Source organism: Cupriavidus sp. IDO, from assembly GCF_000812465.1.
Taxonomy (GTDB): Bacteria; Pseudomonadota; Gammaproteobacteria; order Burkholderiales; family Burkholderiaceae; genus Cupriavidus.
The window spans coordinates 55,616-77,800 of the sequence record NZ_JWMA01000165.1 but is presented as its reverse complement, the minus strand read 5'-3'; the positions used below and the strand labels follow the sequence as shown (position 1 = coordinate 77,800).

General features: G+C 66.6%; 17 protein-coding genes. 6 read left to right on the top strand and 11 right to left on the bottom strand.

The window, feature by feature from the left end:
• Window positions 1–49: 49 nt before the first annotated feature.
• The 3 genes from RM96_RS30745 to RM96_RS30735 form a co-directional block, all read right to left on the bottom strand.
• Window positions 50–910, bottom strand: a complete 861-nt coding sequence (locus tag RM96_RS30745) for a PhzF family phenazine biosynthesis protein (protein WP_039015514.1) — start codon at window positions 908–910, stop codon at window positions 50–52.
• Between the two features lie 182 nt (window positions 911–1,092).
• The gene (gene ggt / locus RM96_RS30740; RefSeq protein WP_039015513.1) at window positions 1,093–2,718 is read right to left on the bottom strand and encodes a gamma-glutamyltransferase; all 1,626 of its coding nucleotides are present in this window, start codon (window positions 2,716–2,718) and stop codon (window positions 1,093–1,095) included.
• Between the two features lie 72 nt (window positions 2,719–2,790).
• Entirely contained in the window at window positions 2,791–3,768 is a 978-nt protein-coding gene (locus RM96_RS30735; RefSeq protein WP_039015512.1) for a Bug family tripartite tricarboxylate transporter substrate binding protein, read from the bottom strand.
• A gap of 187 nt (window positions 3,769–3,955) precedes the next feature.
• On the opposite strand from RM96_RS30735, the gene RM96_RS30730 reads away from it, so the two are divergent.
• Both RM96_RS30730 and katG read left to right on the top strand, forming a co-directional pair.
• Window positions 3,956–4,840 carry a LysR substrate-binding domain-containing protein gene (locus RM96_RS30730; protein ID WP_039015511.1) on the top strand — a complete coding sequence of 295 codons (885 nt, stop codon included), beginning with the start codon at window positions 3,956–3,958 and terminating at the stop codon, window positions 4,838–4,840.
• A 290-nt stretch (window positions 4,841–5,130) separates the two neighbouring features.
• On the top strand, window positions 5,131–7,386 hold the full coding sequence (gene katG / locus RM96_RS30725; RefSeq protein WP_039015510.1) for a catalase/peroxidase HPI: 2,256 nt from the start codon (window positions 5,131–5,133) through the stop codon (window positions 7,384–7,386).
• A gap of 133 nt (window positions 7,387–7,519) precedes the next feature.
• On the opposite strand, the gene RM96_RS30720 is transcribed toward katG, so the two are convergent.
• Window positions 7,520–9,022, bottom strand: coding sequence for a tripartite tricarboxylate transporter permease (locus RM96_RS30720; RefSeq protein WP_039015509.1), 1,503 nt, complete (start codon window positions 9,020–9,022; stop codon window positions 7,520–7,522).
• Window positions 9,023–9,035: 13 nt separating this feature from the next.
• Complete coding sequence (locus tag RM96_RS30715; RefSeq protein WP_039015508.1) at window positions 9,036–9,497, bottom strand: tripartite tricarboxylate transporter TctB family protein; 462 nt, start codon at window positions 9,495–9,497, stop codon at window positions 9,036–9,038.
• Window positions 9,498–9,840: 343 nt separating this feature from the next.
• Between RM96_RS30715 and RM96_RS30710 the strand changes: the two genes are divergently transcribed.
• Window positions 9,841–11,604, top strand: a complete 1,764-nt coding sequence (locus tag RM96_RS30710) for a potassium/proton antiporter (protein ID WP_039015507.1) — start codon at window positions 9,841–9,843, stop codon at window positions 11,602–11,604.
• A gap of 15 nt (window positions 11,605–11,619) precedes the next feature.
• Here the strand turns inward: RM96_RS30710 and RM96_RS30705 are convergent, their stop codons facing one another.
• The 3 genes from RM96_RS30705 to RM96_RS30695 form a co-directional block, all read right to left on the bottom strand.
• Entirely contained in the window at window positions 11,620–12,615 is a 996-nt protein-coding gene (locus RM96_RS30705; protein WP_039015506.1) for a tripartite tricarboxylate transporter substrate binding protein, read from the bottom strand.
• A gap of 25 nt (window positions 12,616–12,640) precedes the next feature.
• Window positions 12,641–13,096: a DUF2214 family protein gene (locus RM96_RS30700; protein WP_039015505.1), complete on the bottom strand. Its 456-nt coding sequence runs from the start codon at window positions 13,094–13,096 to the stop codon at window positions 12,641–12,643.
• A 96-nt stretch (window positions 13,097–13,192) separates the two neighbouring features.
• Window positions 13,193–14,413, bottom strand: coding sequence for a CaiB/BaiF CoA transferase family protein (locus RM96_RS30695; protein WP_039015504.1), 1,221 nt, complete (start codon window positions 14,411–14,413; stop codon window positions 13,193–13,195).
• Window positions 14,414–14,686: 273 nt separating this feature from the next.
• On the opposite strand from RM96_RS30695, the gene alaS reads away from it, so the two are divergent.
• Window positions 14,687–17,311, top strand: a complete 2,625-nt coding sequence (gene alaS / locus RM96_RS30690; RefSeq protein ID WP_039015503.1) for an alanine--tRNA ligase — start codon at window positions 14,687–14,689, stop codon at window positions 17,309–17,311.
• 61 nt (window positions 17,312–17,372) lie between these two features.
• On the opposite strand, the gene RM96_RS30685 is transcribed toward alaS, so the two are convergent.
• From RM96_RS30685 to RM96_RS30675, 3 genes are all read right to left on the bottom strand, one after another.
• Window positions 17,373–18,143: a slipin family protein gene (locus RM96_RS30685; protein ID WP_039015502.1), complete on the bottom strand. Its 771-nt coding sequence runs from the start codon at window positions 18,141–18,143 to the stop codon at window positions 17,373–17,375.
• A 33-nt stretch (window positions 18,144–18,176) separates the two neighbouring features.
• Complete coding sequence (locus RM96_RS30680) at window positions 18,177–19,586, bottom strand: NfeD family protein (RefSeq protein ID WP_039015501.1); 1,410 nt, start codon at window positions 19,584–19,586, stop codon at window positions 18,177–18,179.
• 107 nt (window positions 19,587–19,693) lie between these two features.
• Complete coding sequence (locus RM96_RS30675) at window positions 19,694–20,581, bottom strand: LysR substrate-binding domain-containing protein (protein ID WP_039015500.1); 888 nt, start codon at window positions 20,579–20,581, stop codon at window positions 19,694–19,696.
• 151 nt (window positions 20,582–20,732) lie between these two features.
• On the opposite strand from RM96_RS30675, the gene RM96_RS30670 reads away from it, so the two are divergent.
• Together RM96_RS30670 and RM96_RS30665 are read left to right on the top strand one after the other, a co-directional pair.
• Window positions 20,733–20,936 (top strand): 2-hydroxymuconate tautomerase family protein, encoded by a 204-nt coding sequence (locus RM96_RS30670; protein WP_039015499.1) that lies wholly within the window; start codon window positions 20,733–20,735, stop codon window positions 20,934–20,936.
• Between the two features lie 2 nt (window positions 20,937–20,938).
• A complete protein-coding gene (locus RM96_RS30665) occupies window positions 20,939–22,174 on the top strand; it encodes a YbfB/YjiJ family MFS transporter (protein ID WP_039015498.1) in 1,236 nt (411 codons plus the stop codon).
• Window positions 22,175–22,185: the final 11 nt, after the last annotated feature.

Sequence of the window (22,185 nt, the reverse complement as noted above, 5' to 3'; positions counted from 1 at the left end):
CCGGAGACAGCCGCCAATGTACCGCAGAGCAGGCAGCTATCGCTGTGGGTCAGATCGTGATCGTGCCGCGGCCGATTTCGATCACCCGCCCGCCCACGCGGATCGCGCCGTCAGGGCTCACCGCCAGGCGCAGCCGGCACGGGCGGCCGACGGCCTCGCCCTGGTCGATCTCGTACTCGGCCGGCAGCGCGTGCCCGTTGGCCAGCAGCCAGCCACCCAGGTTGGCGCAGGCCGAACCCGTACCCGGATCCTCGGCCACGCCGCCACCCTGCTTGGTGAAGAAGTAGCGCGACAGCACGCGTCCGGGCTGCGTCGGGTCGAAGGCAAAGACATAGGCGGACTTGCGGCCCAGGCTGCTTTGCGGCCAGGCGTCCAGCCGCGCGCTGTCCGGCCGGGTGCGCCGCACGGCATCCGTCGTCCTGACGGCGACCAGCAACTGGTCGGCGCCGGTATCGACCCATATCGGCGAAACCAGCAGGTCGCGTTCTTCCAGGCCCAGCAGCGCTGCCATGTCGGCATCGGGGATGCCTGCCGGTGCGGTCTTCGGCTTGCCGCTGTGCGGCGCGGTAAGGGTCCAGGCATCGCCGTGCGCTGTCACGGGGACCACGCCAGCCTTGAACTCCAGCGTCAGCGCATCGCCGGTGCCCGCGAGTTCGCGCACCACGTGCGCCGTACCGAGCGTGGGATGGCCGGCAAAGCGCATCTCGTAGCCGGGCGTGAAGATGCGGACCTGTGCGCTGGCCGCATCGGACGGCAGGATGAACGTGGTCTCGGACAGGTTGAACTGCAGGGCCAGGGCCTGCATCGTGGCTTCGTCCATGCCGCGCGCGTCCTCGAACACGCACAGGGGGTTGCCGCCGAAGGTGGATTCGGCAAAGACATTGAGCAGGCGGAAGGCGTAGGTGGTCATGAGGGGGAGTCTCCTGAGGCTTCTGCGCCACAGTGTACGGGGGCTGGGCGGCGACACCATGCACAGTTGCGCAGAAGCCGGGCAGGCCAGTTTCTGACAGCTGGCTGCCGCCATCTGCGCCAATGAAAAACGCCCGGGTGGCCCCGGGCGTGATTGCCTTTTTCAGGTGAGCGCTGGCAGGCTCAGAAGCCCACCGCCTGGCCGTCGCGCCGGCTGTCGCTGGCGGCCACGTAGCCGCGCTCCGCATCGTCCGACAGGCGCCAGATGAACTGGCCCGAACCGAAGTCCATATACGGATCGTCGACCGACTTGAGCTGGTGGCCGCGTGCCTTGAGGCCCTCGACGGTGCCGGGGTCCATCGTGCCTTCCACGTCGAGCGTGAAGTCGCGGTTGACCTTCCAGCGCGGCGCGCAGCAGGCGGCCTGCGGCTGCTGGTTGTAGTCCAGCATGCGCACCACGGTCTGCAGGTGGCCCTGCGGCTGCATGTCGCCACCCATCACGCCGAAGCTCATCACCGGCTGGCCGCCCCTGGTGAGGAAGGCCGGGATGATGGTGTGGAACGGGCGCTTGCCGCCCGCCACCACGTTTGCCGACTTCGGATCCATCGAGAAGCCCACGCCGCGGTTCTGCAGGCTGATGCCGGTGCCCGGCACCACCACGCCCGAACCGAAGCCCATGTAGTTCGACTGGATGAACGAGATCATCATGCCGTTCTCGTCGGCGGCGGTCAGGTAGATGGTGCCGCCCACCTTGGGCATGCCGAACTTGAAGTGCGTGGCGCGCTGCATGTCGATCAGCTTTGCGCGCGACTTGAGGTAGGCATCGTCCAGCATCTGCTCGGGCGTGACTTCCATGCTGCGCGGATCGGCCACGTAGCGGTAGAGGTCGGCAAAGGCGAGCTTCATTGCCTCGATCTGCAGATGCTGCGAATCGACCGAATCAACCGGCAGCGAACCCACGTCGAACTGGCTGAGGATGCCCAGCGCCATCAGCGCGGCAATGCCCTGGCCGTTGGGCGGGATCTCGTGCATCTCGTAGCCGCGGTAGGACTTGCTGATCGGCTTGACCCAGTCCGGGCGGTAGTTGCGCAGGTCGTCCAGCGTCATGGCGCCGCCGCACTGCTTGCTGAATGCAGCGATCTTCTCGGCGATTTCGCCTTCGTAGTAGGCACGGCCACGCGTTTCGCCGATCTTGCGCAGCGTCTCCGCGGCGGCCTTCATGGTGAATGTCTCGCCGACATGCGGGGCGCGGCCATTCGGCATGAAGGTGTCGGCATAGCCGGGCTGATCCTTCAGGTCAGGCACGGCGGCGGCCCACTTGTGCGCCACCACGGGCGGCACGGCGTAGCCGCGCTCGGCGATTTCAATGGCGGGCTCCATCAGGTCGGCGAACGGCAGCTTGCCGAAGCGCTCGTGCAGCGCGGCCCAGCCGGCGATGACGCCAGGCACCGTGACCGAATCCCAGCCGCGGATGGGGCGGTTGGCCAGGCCGTTGCCGTCGGTGCCGTACTTGTTCTTGAAATACTCAGGGTTCCACGCCGCCGGCGCCACGCCCGACGAGTTCAGACCGTGCAGTTCCTTGCCGTCCCACAGGATGGCGAAGGCATCGCTGCCCAGGCCGCACGACACGGGCTCGACGATGGTGATCGCGGCCGCGGCGGCGATGGCCGCATCGACCGCGTTGCCGCCCTTGAGCAGCATGCGCAGGCCGGCCTGTGCGGCGAGCGGGTGCGAGGTGGAAACCACGTTGCGCGCAAACAGCGGAATGCGCACGGAGGGGTAGGGGTTGGTCCAGTTGAAATTCTGCATGACTGTATCTGTTGTCCGAGGAGTGGGCCGGGCCACTGCAGGACCCGGTCCCGGAATGCGTGCTGTACAGGCTTATTCTGCCGTGATCTTGCGATCCTTGATCAGCTTGCCCCAGCGGGCGCTGTCCTTCTTCACCATCGCCGCGAACTGCGCCGGCGTGCCGCCGACCGGCTCCGCGCCCAGCTTGCCCAGCCGTTCCTTCACGTCCGGCGACTGGATGGCCTTGTTGAACTCGGCATTGAGGCGGTTGACGATATCGGCCGGCATGCCCTTGGGCCCGTAGATGCCGAACCAGGTATCGGACTCGAAGCCGGGCAGGCCGGATTCGCTGGCGGTCGGAATCTCGGGCGCCAGCGGCGAGCGCTTCAGGCTGGTCACCGCCAGCGCCTTCAGCTTGCCGTCCTTCACGTGCGGCAGGCCCGACACGATGCTGTCGAACAGCACCTGCACCTTGCCCGAGATCAGGTCGGGCACGGCCAGCGCGGTGCCGCGATACGGAATGTGCGTGATGAACACGCCAGCCTGGGCCTTGAACGCTTCGGCGGTCAGGTGGACCACGGTGCCGTTGCCGCTGGACGCGTAGTTCAGTTCGCCCGGATGCTTCTTCGCATAGTCGATCAGTTCGCGGACGCTCTTCACCGGCAGGCTGTTCGGCACCACCAGCACATTGGTGGCAATCGCGACCTCGCCGACCGGCGTGAAATCGGTCTCGGTGTTGTACGGCAGGTGGGTATTGATGAACGGCCCGATCGAATGCGTGCTGGTGGTGGCGATCAGCAGCGTGTAGCCATCTGCGGGCGCCTTGGCGGCCATGTCGGATCCGATGGCGCCGCCCGCGCCGGGACGGTTGTCCACCACGATCTGCTGGCCGATGTTCGCACCCACCTTCTGCGCAATGGCACGCGCCAGCAGGTCGGTGGCGCCGCTCGCGGGGAACGGCACGATCAGGCGGATCGGCTTGCTGGGGTAGTTGTCCGCCAGTGCGGGCGTGGCAGCCAGGCACAGGCTGGAGGCAAGGCCGATGCCGAGCAGGCGCAGCCAGGGTTTCATACGCATCTCCGTGAAGCGAAGCAGGTAAGCGGAAGGCGGGGGGCGCTGCGCTCTCGCGGCGGCAACACTTGAAGAAAGTGAACCGCGCGAGCGCTTCCGCACTATTATTCCGCGCGACGGATCACAAAGAAAGCTAATATTTCTTTTCCTTGACACAAGATTTTCTTATGAAAGCCGGTCTATCCAGATGAGCACGATCCGCTTTCTCCGCACCTTCGTGGCCGTGGCCGAACATGGCTCCTTCGCCGCTGCCGCCGGGCAGGTGGCGCTGACCCAGGCAGCGGTCAGCCTGCAAATGCGCGCGCTGGAAACCGAACTGAGGCGCGAACTGTTCGATCGCAGTGGCCGCGTCGCGGTGCTCAATGCGGATGGCCGGGCGCTGCTGCCACAGGCGCGAAAACTGCTGGCGCTGTATGACGAAATGCGACTGCCGCTGGCCTCGGCCGAGGCCATGGCCGGGGCGGTCGCAGTGGGTGCCGTGGTGTCGGTGATGGGCGGCCTGTCGCACGCGGTGGCGCGCATGAAGCGCACCTATCCGGCGTTGGACGTGCGCCTTGTCGGCGCCAAGTCGATCGAGCTGGCCGCGCAGGTCGAGGCCGGCGAGCTCGACGCGGCCATCCTGGTCGAAGGGGCCACGCGCGTGCCAGGTGCGTTGCGCTGGACGCCGCTGTACCAGGAGCCGCTGGTGGCCATCGTGGCACGCGGCAGCCCGGGCCGCGACGCGCGCGAGGCGCTGGCGGCCAATCCCTACCTGCGCTTCGATCGCAGCCAGCGCACCGGCGTGCTGGTCGAGCGGGCGCTGCGGCGCGCGCATCTCAAGGTGAATGAGTTCCTGGAGCTGAACGCCATCGAGGCGCTGGTCGAACTGGTGCGCCAGGAAGTGGGCGTGACCGTGGTGCCGCTGCTGCGGCGCGCGCGCTGGCGCGACGATGAGGCGCTGCGTGTGCTGCCCCTGCTGGTCAATGGCGAGCCGGTGATGCGCACCATCGGCATGCTGGAGCGGCGCGATCACGGGCGGGGGCGGGTGACCGCGGCGGTGCGGGCGGCCTGCAGCGAGCTGTTTGGCACCTAGGGCCGCCATAGCCAGCACCTATCGGGAGGATAGTCAGAATGACATTCTCCTGAAGATCACTGCTGCATATATTTTGGTTGCGGTTGGCCGTTGACGCGGCCCATATTGCTATGGGCGCCACGATATCCCACGTGGGCATACGCCCACGCGCGTTCGCTGACCGGTGGTGATGCGCCGGCGCGGGATTGACACGCAAATGCCGCGCAAATGCGGCGGAATTGCCGATGTGCCAGCAAACCTTGACGCTATAGCTGCAGCGTATTCAGTACGTCCCCACAAGGAGAGAACGTATGTCTAACGAAGCAAAGTGCCCCTTTAGCCATGCCGCCGGCGGCGGCACGACGAATCGTGACTGGTGGCCGAATCAACTGCGTCTGGACCTGCTGAGCCAGCATTCCGGCAAGTCCAACCCGCTGGACGGCGACTTCAACTATGCCGAGGCCTTCAAGAGTCTCGACTTCCCAGCATTGAAGCAGGACCTGGCCGCGCTGATGACTGACTCGCAGGACTGGTGGCCGGCGGACTTCGGCCACTATGGCCCGCTGTTTATCCGCATGGCCTGGCACAGCGCGGGCACGTACCGCATTGGCGATGGCCGCGGTGGTGCAGGGCGCGGCCAGCAGCGTTTCGCACCGCTCAACAGCTGGCCGGACAACGCCAGCCTGGATAAGGCGCGCCGCCTGCTATGGCCGATCAAGCAGAAGTACGGCCAGAAGATCTCCTGGGCCGACCTGATGATCCTGGCCGGCAACGTCGCACTCGAGACCATGGGCTTTAAGACGTTCGGCTTCGGCGGTGGCCGGGTAGACACCTGGGAACCAGATGCCGATGTTTCCTGGGGCAAGGAAAAGACCTGGCTGGGCGGTGACCTCCGCTACGGCAAGGGTGCTGCCGGCAAGGATGAAGGCGTCGTCGTGGCCGACGAGGCATTGCATGGCGCCGAAACCAGCCGCACCGACCCTGGACGCAACCTGGAGAACCCGCTGGCCGCCGTGCAGATGGGCCTGATCTACGTGAACCCGGAAGGCCCCGACGGCAATCCGGACCCGCTCGCCGCGGCGCACGACATCCGCGAATCGTTCGGGCGCATGGCCATGGACGACGAGGAGACCGTCGCGCTGATCGCCGGCGGGCATGCCTTCGGCAAGACCCACGGTGCCGGTCCCGCCGACAACATCGGGCCCGAACCCGAGGGCGCCGATCTCGAACGCCAGGGCCTGGGATGGGCGAGCACCTTTGGCACCGGCAAGGGCGCCGACACCATCACCAGCGGCCTGGAGGTGACCTGGAGCAGTACCCCGACGAAGTGGGGCAATAGCTATCTGGAGAGCCTGTTTGGCCACGAATGGGAGCTGACCAAGAGTCCCGCCGGTGCCAACCAGTGGGTAGCCAAGGATGCCGGGGAAACCATCCCGCACGCCTACGATCCTTCGAAGAAGCTGCGGCCGACGATGCTGACCACGGATCTGTCGCTGCGTTTCGACCCGGCCTACGAGAAGATCTCGCGGCGCTTCCTGGAGCATCCTGACCAGCTCGCCGATGCCTTTGCGCGCGCCTGGTTCAAGCTGATCCACCGCGACATGGGGCCGCGCGCCCGCTACCTTGGACCGGAAGTGCCGGCCGAAGAGCTGCTCTGGCAGGATCCGATCCCGGCGGTCGATCATCCGCTGGTCAATGAGCAGGACGTCGCCGCGCTCAAGCAGAAGATCCTGGCGTCAGGGCTGCCGGTCTCGCAACTGGTGCAGACCGCGTGGGCCTCGGCATCCACCTTCCGCGGCTCGGACAAGCGCGGCGGCGCCAATGGTGCGCGTATCCGCCTGGCGCCGCAGAAGGACTGGGCAGCCAACCAGCCAGAGCAACTGGCGAAGGTGCTGAAGGTCCTCGAAGGGATCCAGGCCGAGTTCAACGGCGCACAGTCCGGCGGCAAGAAGATCTCGCTTGCCGACCTGATCGTGCTGGCCGGTGGCGCGGGGATCGAGCAGGCGGCGCAGAAGGCCGGCCATCGGGTGACCGTGCCGTTTACGCCGGGCCGCATGGACGCGTCGCAGGAACAGACCGACGTGCAATCCGTCGGGGCGCTCGAGCCGATTGCAGATGGCTTCCGCAACTTCCTGAAGGGGAAGTACAACATCGCGGCGGAGGACCTGCTGATCGACAAGGCGCAATTGCTGACCCTGACGGCTCCCGAGATGACGGTGCTCATTGGCGGACTGCGCGTCCTGAACGTGCATACCGGGCAGGATGCGCACGGCGTCTTCACCGACCGCCCGGAAACGCTGAGCAACGACTTCTTCCGCAACCTGCTCGACATGCGTACGGAATGGAAGCCGCTGTCGGAGGCCCGGGACGTGTTCGAGGGGCGTGACAGCAAGACCGGTGCGAAGAAGTGGACCGGCACCCGCGTCGACCTGGTGTTCGGTTCGAATTCCCAGCTCCGGGCCCTTTGCGAAGTCTACGCAAGCGAGGACGGGCAGGAGAAGTTTGTCCGTGACTTCGTCGCCGCCTGGGCCAAGGTGATGAACCTCGACCGGTTCGACGTCGCCTGAGCGGCCGCCTGGCCCCGTCGGGATTGTCATCCCTGACGGGGCTTTGTCCGCACAAGATACAAAAAAAGGGCGCCTCGCGGCGCCCTCAGTCTTACGTCGTGTCGCCGGCGCAAGCGCCGGCGTGGTTCCCTGCTTATTCTTCCTGGAACGCTTCCTCGCGCTTGGACTTGATCGACGGCATGGCCACGATCAGCACCAGCACCGCAGCGGCGATCAGCAGGCCCATCGACAGCGGACGGGTCACGAACACGCTGAAATCACCACGCGACAGCAGCAGCGAGCGGCGGAAGTTTTCTTCCATCATCGGTCCCAGCACGAAGCCCAGCAGCAGCGGAGCCGGTTCGCACTTGAGCTTGATGAACAGGTAGCCGATCACGCCGAAGGCCGCGGTCTGGAACACGTCGAACGTAGTGTTCTGGACCGAGTACACGCCGATGCAGCAGAACACGAGGATGGCCGGGTAGAGGTAGCGGTAAGGCACCTTCAGCAGCTTCACCCAGATACCGATCAGCGGCAGGTTCAGCACGATCAGCATGAAGTTGCCGATCCACATCGAGGCGATCAGGCCCCAGAACAGCGCCGGGTTGCTGGTCATCACCTGCGGGCCGGGCTGGATGTTGTGGATGGTCATGGCACCGACCATCAGCGCCATCACGGCATTGGGCGGAATGCCCAGCGTCAGCAGCGGAATGAATGAAGTCTGTGCCGCGGCGTTGTTGGCCGATTCCGGACCTGCCACGCCTTCGATCGCACCCTTGCCGAATTCATGCGCGTACTTCGAGGTCTTCTTTTCCAGCGAGTAGGCTGCAAACGAAGCCAGCGCCGCACCGCCGCCCGGCAGGATGCCCAGTGCCGAGCCCAGTACCGTGCCGCGCAGCACGGCCGGGATCATGCGCTTGAAGTCTTCCTTGGTCGGGAACAGGTTGGTGATGTGGTCGGTGAACGTTTCGCGATGTTCCTTCTGCTCCAGGTTCGCGATGATTTCCGCGAAGCCGAACACGCCCATGGCCACCGAGACGAAGTTCAGGCCGTCGGTCAGTTCAGGCACGTCGAACGAGAAGCGCGCGGCGCCCGAGTTCACGTCGGTACCCACCAGGCCGAGCAGCAGGCCCAGCACGATCATCGCAATGGCCTTGACCAGCGAACCCGAAGCCAGCACCACGGCGCCGATCAGGCCCAGCACCATCAGCGAGAAGTATTCGGCGGGGCCGAACTTGAACGCCAGTTCCGACAGCGGCGCGGCAAACGCAGCCAGGATCAGGGTGGCCACGCAGCCGGCGAAGAACGAGCCGAGACCGGCTGTGGCAAGTGCCACGCCCGCTCGCCCTCGCCGCGCCATCTGGTAGCCGTCGATGGTTGTCACCACCGACGACGATTCGCCCGGCAGGTTCACCAGGATGGCGGTGGTCGAACCACCGTACTGTGCGCCGTAGTAGATACCGGCGAGCATGATCAGCGCGGCCACCGGCGGCAGCGTGTAGGTCACCGGCAGCAGCATGGCGATGGTAGCCAGCGGCCCCAGGCCCGGCAGCACGCCGATCAGGGTGCCCAGCACACAGCCCAGGAAGGCGTAGGCGAGGTTCTGGAAGGAGAGGGCGGTAGCAAAGCCCAGACCGAGGTTAGAAAGTAGTTCCATGTTGGCGGGCTCCTTAGCTTGCCAGGAAAGCCGGCCACACCGGCATCTGCAGATTGATGCCGTACACGAAGGCGCCCAGGCTGATCACCACGAGGATGATCGCGTTCAGGATGGCACCCTTCCAGCTGAATTCGTGGCTGGCCATCGACGAGACCAGCACCAGCACCAGCACAGACAGCACCATGCCCAGCGGCTTGAGCAGCAGGCCGAACAGGATCACGGCACCGAGGATCCACAGCAGCGTCTTGATATCCCAGCGTGCGAGCTGATCCTCTTCCATCCTGGAAGACAGCGAGCCCCACAGCACCAGCGCGCCCAGCAGGGCGAGCACGATGCCGAGCCAGAACGGGAAATACCCCGGTCCCATCTTCGCAGCGGTTCCCATGGAATAGCCGCGTGCGACCCAGGAAAAGCCGAATCCGACCAGGATAAACATCAGGCCGGAGGCAAAGTCCTTTTGGCTACGTATGCGCAAAGTGATTCTCCTCGATAAGACAGCTTGAAATCTGCGTGCGGCTCCGGTTTTTGCACTGCAGCATGCTGCAGAAATTCCGGGCTCGCCTGCGGGCAGGGTGCAAGGTAAGGGGACGACCTTTCAGCTACCTTTCAGATGTCTGCAAACAGGGTCATGCTGAGGGTATCCCCTAGTGATTCGGCGCTTAAAAGGGCCGTCTTTCCCAGTATTCATGCGGCCAGGCGGGCGGAGCCGGCACCGGGGTGGGCTATCATCGGGCGCAGTGGATCGAGACTGTCGCGTGGCGAAGACCTCGCTTTGCTGAAAGGTTCCGAAAGGTAAAAGCAAGAAAAGAAGGAGCGCTTTGGAGAGCATCGACCACGTCATCCTTATCGGCGCCGTCGTGATGTCACTGGGCATCGTGGTGGGCGCCTTCTCGGCACGCGTGGGCGTGCCGTTCCTGCTGGTCTTTCTGGGCGTCGGCATGCTGGCCGGCGTCGACGGGCCGGGCGGCATTCGTTTCTCCAATACCTGGCTGAGCTTCCTGGTGGGCAACCTGGCCCTTGCCGTGATCCTGCTGGACGGGGGGCTGCGGACGCAGTTCACCACCTTCCGCGTCGCGCTCAGGCCGTCCTTGTCGCTGGCCACGGTCGGCGTGCTGGTGACCGCGGGGCTGGTGGGATGGTTCGCGGCGTGGGTGCTCGGCATCGACTGGCGGCTCGGGCTGCTGCTGGGCGCGATTGTCGGGTCTACGGATGCCGCGGCGGTTTTCTCCCTGTTGCACAGCAGCGGGATCCGGCTCAAGGAGCGCGTGGCGAGCGTGCTTGAGATCGAGTCGGGCATCAACGACCCGATGGCGATTTTCCTGACGCTGACGCTGATGGAGTGGTTGACCGCGCCTGAAGGCCTGACGCCTGGCGGGCTGGCGATGCGCCTGGTGGTGCAGTTCGGGGTGGGCGGCGCGCTCGGCCTCGGGCTGGGGTACTGCCTGGCCAAGGTGCTCGAGCGTATCCGCGTGGCGGAAGGGCTGCAGGCCATCCTGCTGTGCTCGGGTGGTGCGATGGTGTTTGCCATCGTGCAGACCGCGGGCGGCAGCGGTTTCCTGGCGGTCTACCTGACTGGCATGCTGATCGGCAACCGCGACCGCGCCGTGACATCGGACACCATGCGCGCCATGGACGGCATGGCCTGGCTGGCGCAGTCGGCCATGTTCCTGCTGCTCGGCCTGCTGGTGGCGCCGCACCGGATCTGGGAAGTGGCGCTGCCGGCGGTTGCGGTGGCGGCATTCCTGATGCTGGTGGCACGCCCGCTGGCGGTATGGATCGCCTTGCTGCCATTCCGCTTCAATGCCCGCGAGAAAGGCTTTATCGCCTGGATGGGCCTGCGCGGCGCCGTGCCGATCGTGCTGGCGCTGTTCCCGCTGCTCAAGGACGTGCCCGAATCGGGACTGCTGTTCCGCATCGCGTTTGCGGTGGTGCTGGCCAGCCTGCTGTTCCAGGGCACCACGGTGTCGGTGGCGGCGCGCTTGGCGCGCGTGCTGCGTCCGGGTTATCCGGAGCCGCTGGCGCGCTCGCGCCTGCGGGGCACGCGGGCGCCGACGCTGGAAGTGATGCAGTTCGAGGTCGGGCCGAACTCGCCGGTCGAGAATGTGCGTGCGGACCAGCTCGAACTGCCGCCAAATTGCCGCCTGATGACGGTGGCACGCGACGAGGCGCTGGCCGCGCCCGAGCAGACCGTGCTGCGCGCCGGGGATGCGGTTTCGGTCCTGGCGCCAGCAACCAGCCTGGCAATGCTGTCCGTGCTGTTCCAGACGCCGGGCCGTGCCCCCGCGTGGGAGCAGGCCTCGCACGATTTCCTGCTGTCGGGCGACGCCTTCCTGCGCGACGTTGCGGGGCTTTACGGCAACCGCGCGCTGACGCCGGCCGAGTATCCGCTGACACTGGAAGATGCGATGCAGCAGGTGTTCACATCACCGCCGGTGGAGGGAGACAGCGTCGAAATCGCCGGCCTGCGCCTGACGGTCACGCGCATGGACGGAGCACGCATCATCCAGGTAGGCCTGCTGCTGCCGCGGCTGGAGGGCGAGAGGCCGGCGCATCGCTGGCCGCGCAAACGCAAGGACCCTTGAATAGCCGGGGCGCGCTCAGTCTACCTTGGCGCCCGACACCTTCACGATCTGCGCGTACTTCTTCAGTTCGCGCTGGATCAGCGCGGCAAACTGCTCGGGCGTGGTCGGCGCGGGCTGGGCACCGATGCGGGCCAGCCGCGCCTTCATGTCGTCGGTCTTGAGAATGGCGACGATATCGTGGTTGAGCTTTTCGACGATCTCGCGCGGCGTATTGGCCGGCGCAAACACGCCGAACCACGTCGAAATATCGAAGCCCTCCAGCCCCAGTCCCTTGCCGGCCTCGGCAATGGTCGGCAGCTCGGGGAATGCGGCGGCGCGGCTGGAGGTGGTGACCGCGAACGCCTTGAGCTTGCCGGCCTTGATATTGGCCGACGCCGAAGCCAGGTTGTCGAAGATCAGGTCAGTCTGGCCCGACAGCACCGACAGCTGCGCGGGCGATGCGCCGTTGTACGGGATATGGACCATGCTGATCTTCGCCATGCTCTTGAACAGCTCGCCCGACAGGTGCCCGGCGCTGCCGTTGCCGCCCGAGGCATAGTCCAGCTTGCCCGGATGCTTGCGTGCGTACTCCACCAGCTCGCGCACATTGCCGATGTGAAGCTCGGCCGCCTTGCCCGGATGCATCACCAGCACGTTCGGCACGTCGGCCACCAGCGTGATCGGCGCGAAGTCCTTCACCGGGTCATATGGCATCTTGCTGAACAGCGCCGGGTTGATGGCGTGGGTGGCCACCGCGCCCATGACGATGGTGTAGCCGTCCGCCGGCTGCTTGGCGACGTAGTCCGCGCCCAGGTTGCCGCCGGCGCCCGGCTTGTTCTCCACCACCACCGGCTGGCCCAGGCTGTCGCGCAGCTTCTCGCCGATGGCGCGCGCCACGGTATCGAGCGGCCCGCCAGCGGGGTAGGGCACCACGAAGCGGATCGGCTTGGTCGGGTAGGCGGTGGCCGCCAGGGCGGCCGTGGCAGGGAGCATGGCAGCCGTCAGGGCGGCGGCGAGCAGTTTCTTCAGCATGTCTGACTGGGAGGGATTGGAATTCTTATCGGGCGCCAATGCCACGGGCCATCATCACGGCGCACAGTGGCAGCAGGATCAGCAGGTGGGCTTCGATCATGACCCAGCGGCGCGCCTTCTTCAGCTCGGACGGCGGCGGCACGTAGTCCGGCAGCTTGCTCGCCTGCTTGCGCCAGCGCGAAATGGCAAAGGTCGGCGGCAGCGAGCACAGCGCGATCAGCACAAACACGCTGATCTTGGCGTGGAACCACGGGTTGTGCAGGTAAAAATCGACGCCCTTGGCGCCATAGAACAGGCGCAAGAGGCCGGTGGCAAGCACCACCATCGCGGACAGGAAGTAGAACAGGTCGTACAGCGACAGGCGCCGCACCGTGGCTGGCGTGATGTCCGGGCGCAGGACCACCGCTTCGGCGGCCATCAGGGTGATCAGGACGAAGATGGCAAGGAAATGCAGGAAGGCCAGCAGGGCATCGGTCAGCATGGGTTCTCCTCTGGTGCTTCAGTCGGGAAGGGAATGGCTTCCGGAAATGACAGCACCGTGGGCGGACCGAAGCCCGCCCACGGTCGGAGGAGAATCTTACAGCACACCCTTTGCGCGTAGTGCTGCGATCTGCTCAGCGCTGTAGCCCAGCGTGCCGGCCAGCACCGTGTCGGTGTGTTCGCCCAGCAGCGGCGGGTGGCGCAGCGCCTGCGGCGGCGTGGCGCTCATCTTGATCGGGCTGCCGACCAGCTTGACCTCGCCGGCGCTCGGGTGGGGCAGGTCCACGCGCAGGCCGCGTGCCTTGACCTGCTCGTCCTCGAACACGTCGTCGAGCGTGTTGATCGGGCCGCACGGCACGCCAGCCGCTTCCAGGTCGCGGATCCATTGCGCGCGGGTGCGCGGGCGCACCATCTCGGCCAGGATCGGCACCAGCACATCGCGGTTGGCCACGCGCTGCGGGTTGGTGGCGAAGCGCGGATCGTCGGCCAGCTCGGGCTTGCCGCCGTCGGTGACGAACTTGCGGAACTGCCCGTCGTTGCCCACCGCGACGATGATCCAGCCGTCGGCCGCCTGGAAGGTCTGGTAAGGCACGATGTTCGGGTGTGCGTTGCCCCAGCGGCGCGGCGCCTCGCCGCTGGCGAGGTAGTTGGTGTTCATGTTGGCCAGCATCGCCACCTGCACGTCGAGCAGGGCCATGTCGATGTACTGGCCAACGCCTGTGCGGTCGCGGTGCGCCAGCGCCGCCAGCACGGCGATGGTGGCGTACTGGCCGGTCATCAGGTCGGAAATCGCCACGCCGGCCTTTTGCGGGCCGCCGCCGGGCAGGTCGTCGCGTTCGCCGGTCAGGCTCATGAAGCCGCCCATGCCCTGGATGATGAAGTCATAGCCCGGGCGCGCGGCATAAGGGCCGTTCTGGCCGAAGCCGGTCACCGAGCAGTAGATCAGGTCCGGCTTGACCTGCTTCAGCGATTCGTAGTCGAGCCCGTACTTCTTGAGCTGGCCGACCTTGTAGTTCTCGAGCACCACGTCGCTCTGCGCCGCCAGCTCGCGCACGACCTGCTGGCCTTCCGGCGTGCTGATGTCGCAGGTGACCGAGCGCTTGTTGCGGTTGGCGGCCAGGTAGTAGGCAGCCTCGGCAGTGTCGCGGCCGTCGGCGTCCCTGAGCCAGGGCGGGCCCCACGTCCGGGTGTCGTCACCGGCGCCCGGGCGCTCGATCTTGATCACATCGGCACCGAAATCGGCAAGGTTCTGGGCGCACCATGGCCCGGCAAGGACGCGGGTCAGGTCGAGGACGCGGAGGTGACTTAAGGCTCCCATGGCAGTGAGGCGATCCTGGCTTGAAGTGGGATAAATGGAGGGGGTTCCGCCGCCGGCGGCAGGGCCGCAGCGGACTGCAAGCACTCTACCACCGGCATGCCGGCGGGCCGCTCCGGGACCGCCGCCCGGCGCGAGAAGTGGGCGATAGCCGGCCGCCGCGCCATGGCCCCCGCGGGAGTGCCCGGGGGGCTGGCTTGCCCGTATAATCAACGGTTTGCAAATCCAATCCGATTGATTGCGCCCTGCCACGCCGCGGGATGCGCCTGCCAAAACATGAAAGTCTCCGACATTCGCAGCAAGTTCCTGCAGTTCTTCGAATCGAAGGGCCATACCGTGGTCCGCTCGTCCAGCCTGGTGCCGGCGAACGACCCGACGCTGCTGTTTACCAATTCCGGCATGGTGCAGTTCAAGGACGTGTTCCTGGGCACCGACAAGCGGCCCTACACCCGCGCCACCTCATCGCAGCGCTCGGTACGCGCCGGCGGCAAGCATAACGACCTGGAGAACGTGGGCTACACGGCCCGCCACCATACGTTCTTCGAAATGCTGGGCAACTTCTCGTTCGGCGACTACTTCAAGCGCGAAGCCATCCAGTACGCGTGGGAGCTGCTGACCAAGGTCTACCAGCTGCCCGCCGAGAAGCTGTGGGTGACGGTGTATGCCGAGGACGACGAGGCCTACGACATCTGGGCAAAGGAAGTCGGCGTGCCGGCCGAGCGGATCGTGCGCATCGGCGACAACAAGGGCGCGCGCTACGCTTCGGACAACTTCTGGCAGATGGCCGACACCGGCCCCTGCGGCCCGTGCTCAGAAATCTTCTACGACCACGGCCCGGACGTGTGGGGCGGCCCCCCGGGATCGCCCGAGGAAGACGGCGACCGCTACATCGAGATCTGGAACCTGGTGTTCATGCAGTTCAACCGCGACGAGCAGGGCAATATGACGCCGCTGCCCAAGCCGTGCGTGGACACCGGCATGGGCCTGGAACGCATTGCCGCGGTGCTGCAGCACGTGCACAGCAACTACGAGATCGACCTGTTCCAGGCGCTGATCAAGGCCGCCGCGCGCGAAACGCATATCGACAACCTGAACCAGAACTCGCTGAAGGTCATCGCCGACCATATCCGCGCTTGCTCGTTCCTGATCGTCGACGGCGTGATCCCCGGCAACGAAGGCCGCGGCTACGTGCTGCGCCGGATCATCCGCCGCGCCATCCGCCACGGCTACAAGCTGGGCCAGAAGACGCCGTTCTTCCACAAGCTGGTGCCGGACCTGGTCGCGCAGATGGGCCAGGCCTATCCGGAGCTGGCCGAAGCGCAGTCGCGCGTGATCGAAGTGCTGAAGGCCGAGGAAGAGCGCTTCTTCGAGACCATCGAAAACGGCATGTCGATCCTGGACGCCGCGCTGGCCGAGCTCAAGCTCAAGGGCGGCAAGACGCTCGACGGCGAACTGGCATTCAAGCTGCATGACACCTTCGGCTTCCCGCTCGACCTGACGCAGGACGTCTGCCGCGAGCAGGAAATCGCCGTGGACGAGGCCGCCTTCGACGCCGCCATGACGCGCCAGCGCGCGCAGGCGCGCGCCGCCGGCAAGTTCAAGATGGCCGCCGGCCTGGAGTACACCGGTGACAAGACCGTGTTCCACGGCTATGAGAAGCTGGAACTGCCGCAGGCGAAGATTACGGCGCTGTATGTCGACGGCGCCTCGGTCGATGCCATGCAGCCGGGCCAGACCGGCGTGGTCGTGCTCGACAACACCCCGTTCTACGCCGAGTCCGGCGGCCAGGCCGGCGACCAGGGCGTGCTGACGGCAGGCAACGCCGTCTTCGCCGTGGCTGACACCACCAAGGTCCAGGCCGACGTGTTCGGCCACCAGGGCACGCTGGAAGGCGGCGCGCTGAAGGTGGGCGACACCGTGTCGGCCCAGGTCGACGCGCAGCGCCGCGCGCGCACCGTGCGCAACCACTCGGCCACCCACCTGATGCACAAGGCCCTGCGCGAAGTGCTGGGCAGCCACGTGCAGCAGAAGGGCTCGCTGGTGGATGCGGACAAGACCCGCTTCGACTTCTCGCACAACGCCCCGCTGACCGACGAGCAGATCCGCCGCGTGGAAGAGATCGTCAACGCCGAGATCCTGCGCAACGATGATACGCACGCCGAGATCATGCCGTTCGATGATGCGGTCAAGAGCGGCGCGATGGCACTGTTCGGCGAGAAGTACGCGGACGACGTGCGCGTGCTGTCGATCGGCACCTCGAAGGAACTGTGCGGCGGCACCCACGTGCACCGCACCGGCGATATTGGCCTGTTCAAGATCGTGGTCGAAGGCGGCGTCGCTGCCGGCATCCGCCGCGTGGAAGCCATCACCGGCGACAACGCGCTGCACTACCTGCAGAACCTGGATGCGAAGCTGAATGAAGCCGCCGCCGCGCTGAAGGCCCAGCCGTCCGAACTGGTCCCGCGCATCGGTCAGGTGCAGGACCAGGTGCGCGCGCTGGAGAAGGAACTGGAGCGCCTGAAGAGCAAGCTGGCCGCCTCGCAGGGCGACGAACTGGCCGCGCAGGCCGTCGACATCAAGGGCCTGAAGGTGCTGGCTGCCCAGCTCGACGGCGCCGACGCGAAGACGCTCCGCGAGACCATGGACAAGCTCAAGGACAAGCTGCAGAGCGCGGCCATCGTGCTGGGTGCGGTGTCCGACGGCAAGGTCAGCCTGATCGCGGGTGTTACCGCGGATGCGACGGGCAAGGTCAAGGCCGGCGAACTGGTCAACTTTGTCGCCCAGCAGGTCGGTGGCAAGGGCGGCGGCCGTCCGGACATGGCACAGGCTGGCGGTACCGAGCCGGCCAAGCTGCCGCAGGCGCTGGCGGGTGTCAGCGAGTGGGTGGCGAGCAAGGTATGATTTGCTGAGGGGAGCCACCCCTCACGCACAGCCCTTCCCAATGGCGCTTCGGCGCCATTTTCTATGGGCGCTCGTCGCCGCTGGTCGGTTTGCCGGCCAGCCGGTTGAGGATGTCGATCGGCAGCGGAAAGACGATGGTCGAACTCTTGTCCCCCGCGATCTGGGTCAGCGTCTGCAGGTAGCGCAGCTGCATCGCCTGCGGTTCGCGCGCCAGCATCTGGGCGGCTTCCAGCAGCTTCACTGAAGCCTGCAGTTCGCCCTCGGCATGGATCACCTTGGCGCGCCGCTCGCGCTCGGCCTCGGCCTGCCGCGCGATGGCGCGGATCATGGTTTCGTTCAGGTCGACGTGCTTGATCTCGACGTTCGATACCTTGATGCCCCAGCCGTCGGTCTGTGCGTCCAGCGCCTGCTGGATATCGAGGTTGAGCTTCTCGCGCTCGGCCAGCATTTCATCCAGTTCGTGCTTGCCCAGTACCGAACGCAGGGTGGTCTGCGCAAGCTGGCTGGTCGCTTCGAGGAAGTTCGCGACCTGGATGATGGCGCGCTCCGGGTCCACCACGCGGAAGTACACCACCGCATTCACCTTCACCGAAACGTTGTCGCGCGAGATCACGTCCTGTGGCGGTACGTCCATCACCACCGTGCGCAGGTCGACCCGCACCATCTGCTGCACGGCCGGAATCAGGATGACGAGCCCCGGCCCCTTGACCTTCCAGAAGCGGCCCAGCATGAACACCACGCCGCGTTCGTATTCGCGTAGCACGCGAAAGGCGGTGATGATGAGCAGGGCGAGCAGGAATACGAAACCGCCGGCACTGAATCCAAAGGCCATGATCAGGCTCCCAGGGTTGGTTGGATGAATGCTTCAGTTCGGTACCACGTCCAGCACAAGCCCGTGCCGCGCGGTCACGCGCACGCACTGGCCGCGCACCAGCGGCTGCCTGCTGTGGATGCGCCAGCGCTCGCCGCGCACTTCTGCCCAGCCTTCGTCCTGCAGGTCGTCCAGCACCACGCCCTGGACGCCGATCATGGCCTCGCCGCTGACTACGGGGCGGCGGCGCGAGCGCAAGAGCAGTGTCGAGAGCAGGAACAGGAACAAGCCACTGATTGCCGCCAGGCTCGCGATCAGGCTGAGCGGGATGCCGAAGCCGGGAACATCCGTATCGATCAGCATCACCGCACCGAACGCGAAGGCGATGATGCCGCCGACGCCCAGCGTGCCGAAGGTGGGCAGGAACAGCTCCGCCACCATGCAGCCGATGCCCAGCGCGATCAGCGCCAGCCCTGCGTAGTTGACCGGCAGCATATGCAGCGCGAACAGGGCCAGCAGCAGGCAGATCGCGCCGGCGATGCCCGGCACCACCATGCCGGGCGTGGAGAACTCGAAGATCAGGCCATAGATGCCGATCATCATCAGGATCAGCGCCACGCTGGGATCCGTGATGACTGCCAGGAAGTGGCTGCGCCAGTCGGGCTCCAGCGTGATGACCGGCGCGTCGGCGGTGTGCAGCACGCGCGTGGCGTTGGCGGAGCCCGCCACGGTGATGCGCCGCCCGTCGACCTCGCGCAGCAGTGCCGGCAGGTCGGAAGCCACCAAATCGGCCACGTGCTGGGCGGCTGCCTCGTCGGCTGACAGGCTCACCGCTTCGCGCACGGCGCGCTCGGCCCACTCGGCATTGCGTCCGCGCAATTGGGCAAGGCCGCGGATATAGGCCGAGGCATCGTGCATCTGTTTCCGCTCCATGGTGTCCTGCGGGCTGGCCGGTGCGCTGGCCGGCGCCGACGCGGGGTTCGCCTCCGGCTTCTGCGGCACCCCCTGCGGTCCTTGCGGGCCGCCGATACCGATCTGCACGGGGCTGGCGGCGCCCAGGTTGGTGCCCGGCGCCATGGCTGCGATGTGGCTGGCGTACAGGATGTAGGTGCCTGCGCTGGCGGCGCGGGCGCCACCGGGGTAGACATAGCTCGCCACCGGGACCGGCGAGGCCAGGATGGCCTGGATGATCTCGCGCATCGACAGGTCGAGGCCGCCCGGCGTGTCCATTTCAAGCACGATCAGCTGCGCGCCTTCCTTGCGCGCCCGCTCCATGCTACGCATGACGAAGCCCGCGCTGGCCGGACCGATCGCGCCCTTGAGCGGGACCACATAGACGGGCGCGGCAGCTGCAGCGCGGGATGGGGCAGGCGGCGCGGCGCGCGCGGCAAAGCACAATGCCAGCGCCAGCCCCGCGAGCAGCAGCCCCAGGAGCGGCCTTGAATGCGCAGTGGCAGATCTCATCACGTGGGCGTGGCATGCAAGAGTGCCGTGGCGACGCCACTTTCAGTGTAGGCGACCGGCCACATCTTGCACGCCGGCCGCCGCCGGCATCGCGTGCCCCGCGTGACTCAGGCGGCAGCGGGAAGCGCGGCCTTCCCGGCTTTTTCCTCGGAAAGTGCGTCCACCAGCGCACCCAGCGCGGCGCCGGCCATGGCCGGGTGCCAGGCCAGCATGGTGCGCACGCGCCCGGCTTCGCCGAGGCTGTGCTGGCTGATTTTCGGCAGGTCGCGGTAGAGCGCCAGGACCGAGCGCGGCACGATGGCGGCGCCGATGCCGGCCGCCGCGCAGGCGATGATCGCGTGATAAGAGCCCAGTTCCAGCACGCGGCGCGGCGCGGCGTCGGATGCCGAGTACCAGGCTTCGAGCCGCGCGCGGTAGTTGCAGCCCGGCTCGAAGGCGAGCAGGGTGGGAATTTCGAGGTCGGCCGAGCTGTGGATCGGGCGATGGTGTTCGCGCGCGATCACCACCAGTTCTTCCTCGAAGGCCGGGACGCAGACCAGCGCGGGCTCGTTCACCGGTTCGGCGACAAACGCGCAATCCACCTCAAAGCGGGCGAGCGCATCCAGCGCCTGCCGGGTCGGGCAGGTCACCAGTTCCAGTTGCACGTCCGGCCAGGCCTGGTGATAGGTGGCGAGTACGTTCGGCAACCGGCTGGCGGCCGTGCTTTCCATCGAGGCAATGCGCAGCCGGCCATGCGGTCGGGCCGGCAGCACGGCATGGCGCGCTTCCTCGGCCAGTTGCAGCATCCGGCACGCGTAGTCGAGCAGGGTTTGGCCAGCCGGCGTCAGCACCAGGCGCTTGCCGTCGCGCAGGAACAACTCGACGCCCAGCGACTGCTCGAGCTGGCGAATGCGCGTGGTCACGTTGGATTGCACGCGATGCAGTCGCGTGGCGGCACGGGTGATGCCGCCGGCTTCGACGACGGCGCGGAAGATTTCCAGGGCGGCGAGATCCATATGAGACTCCTGCTATAGCGTCTGGGTGTAGATATCATCTTGTATCGAGATGATATCTATCTTGATAATTCATTTTTTAAGATGATGCTCAGGGCGTAGGATAGGTAAATCCAGATAAAAATGCCACTCAGGCGAGAAGGAAACTACCGTCATGCCATACGTCAACATCAAGATCACCCGTGAAGGCGCCACTGCCGAGCAGAAGGCGCAACTGATCCAGGGCGCCACCCAATTGCTGGTGGATGTGCTGGGCAAGAACCCCAATACGACCGTTGTCGTGATCGACGAGGTCGATACCGACAACTGGGGCATCGGCGGCGAGTCCGTCACCGTGCGCCGCAAGGCGGGGAAGTAGCCATGGCCACGGTCGGCAGCAGCGTAACCGCCCGGCCGCTGGTGCGGCGGGAAGCCGGAGCGGTCGCCATCGCACTGGCGGGGCTGGTGTCCCTGGCCGTCGCGATGGGCATCGGGCGTTTTGCCTTTACCCCGCTGTTGCCGATGATGCTGCATGACGGCAGCGTCACGCTCAACGGGGGCGGCTGGCTGGCCACGCTCAACTACATCGGCTATTTCGCCGGCGCGGCAATCTGCCTGTTCATCCGGCCCGACGCCGCGCGCATGATTCGCTACGGCCTGGCCGCCACGGTCCTGCTGACCCTCGGCATGGCCTTGCCCGGCGGCATGCTGGCCTGGGCGGCCTGGCGTACCGCGGCAGGCGTGGCCAGCGCGCTGGTGCTGGTCTACACCTCCGGCTGGTGCATGCAACGGCTGGCCGAACTGCACAGGCCGGCACTGGGCGGCCTGATCTTCTGCGGACCGGGGCTCGGCATCGTCGCCACGGGGCTGTCTGCCTTCGGCATGGTCGGCGGTGGGTGGAAGGCGGACTGGGCGTGGCTGGCGTTCACCGCTCTGGGCGCGGTGCTGGTCGCAGCGGTGTGGCGAGTTTTCGCGTCCGGGGCCGATGCCGCGCAAGCGGCCACGCCGGCCGTGACGGCTGCCTCACCCGCGCCGGCCGCCGCGCGCCTGGACGGCGAGGCCTGGGCGCTGACGTTCGCATACGGGCTGGCGGGCTTCGGCTACATCATCACCGCGACCTTCCTGCCGGTCATTGCGCGCCAGGCCATGCCCGGCTCGGTGTGGGCGGACCTGTTCTGGCCGGTCTTCGGCGCCGGCGTGGCGGTCGGGGCATTCCTGGCCACGCGCGTCGGCATGGAACACGACAACCGCCGCCTGCTGACGTGGTCCTATGGCCTGCAGGCGCTGGGGGTTGCCATCGCCGTGGTGTGGCCCACCGTGACCGGCTTCGCGTTGAGCAGCCTGCTGGCGGGGCTGCCGTTCACAGCGCTGGTGTCGTTCGCGATGCGCGAGGCGCGCAAGCTGTGGGGGCCGCAGGCGCCGCGCCTGATGGGCCTGATGACGGCGTCGTACGGGCTCGGCCAGATCGTCGGCCCGCCGCTGGCCACGGCGCTGGTGGCGCGCACCGGCGGCTTTGGCGGCTCGCTGGCCTGCGCGGCAGCGGCGCTGCTGCTGGGAGCCGTGATGTTCGCGTGGATGATGCGCAAGTGGCCTGCGAGCGCCACGCACGCGAGGTAGCGGGGGAGCGC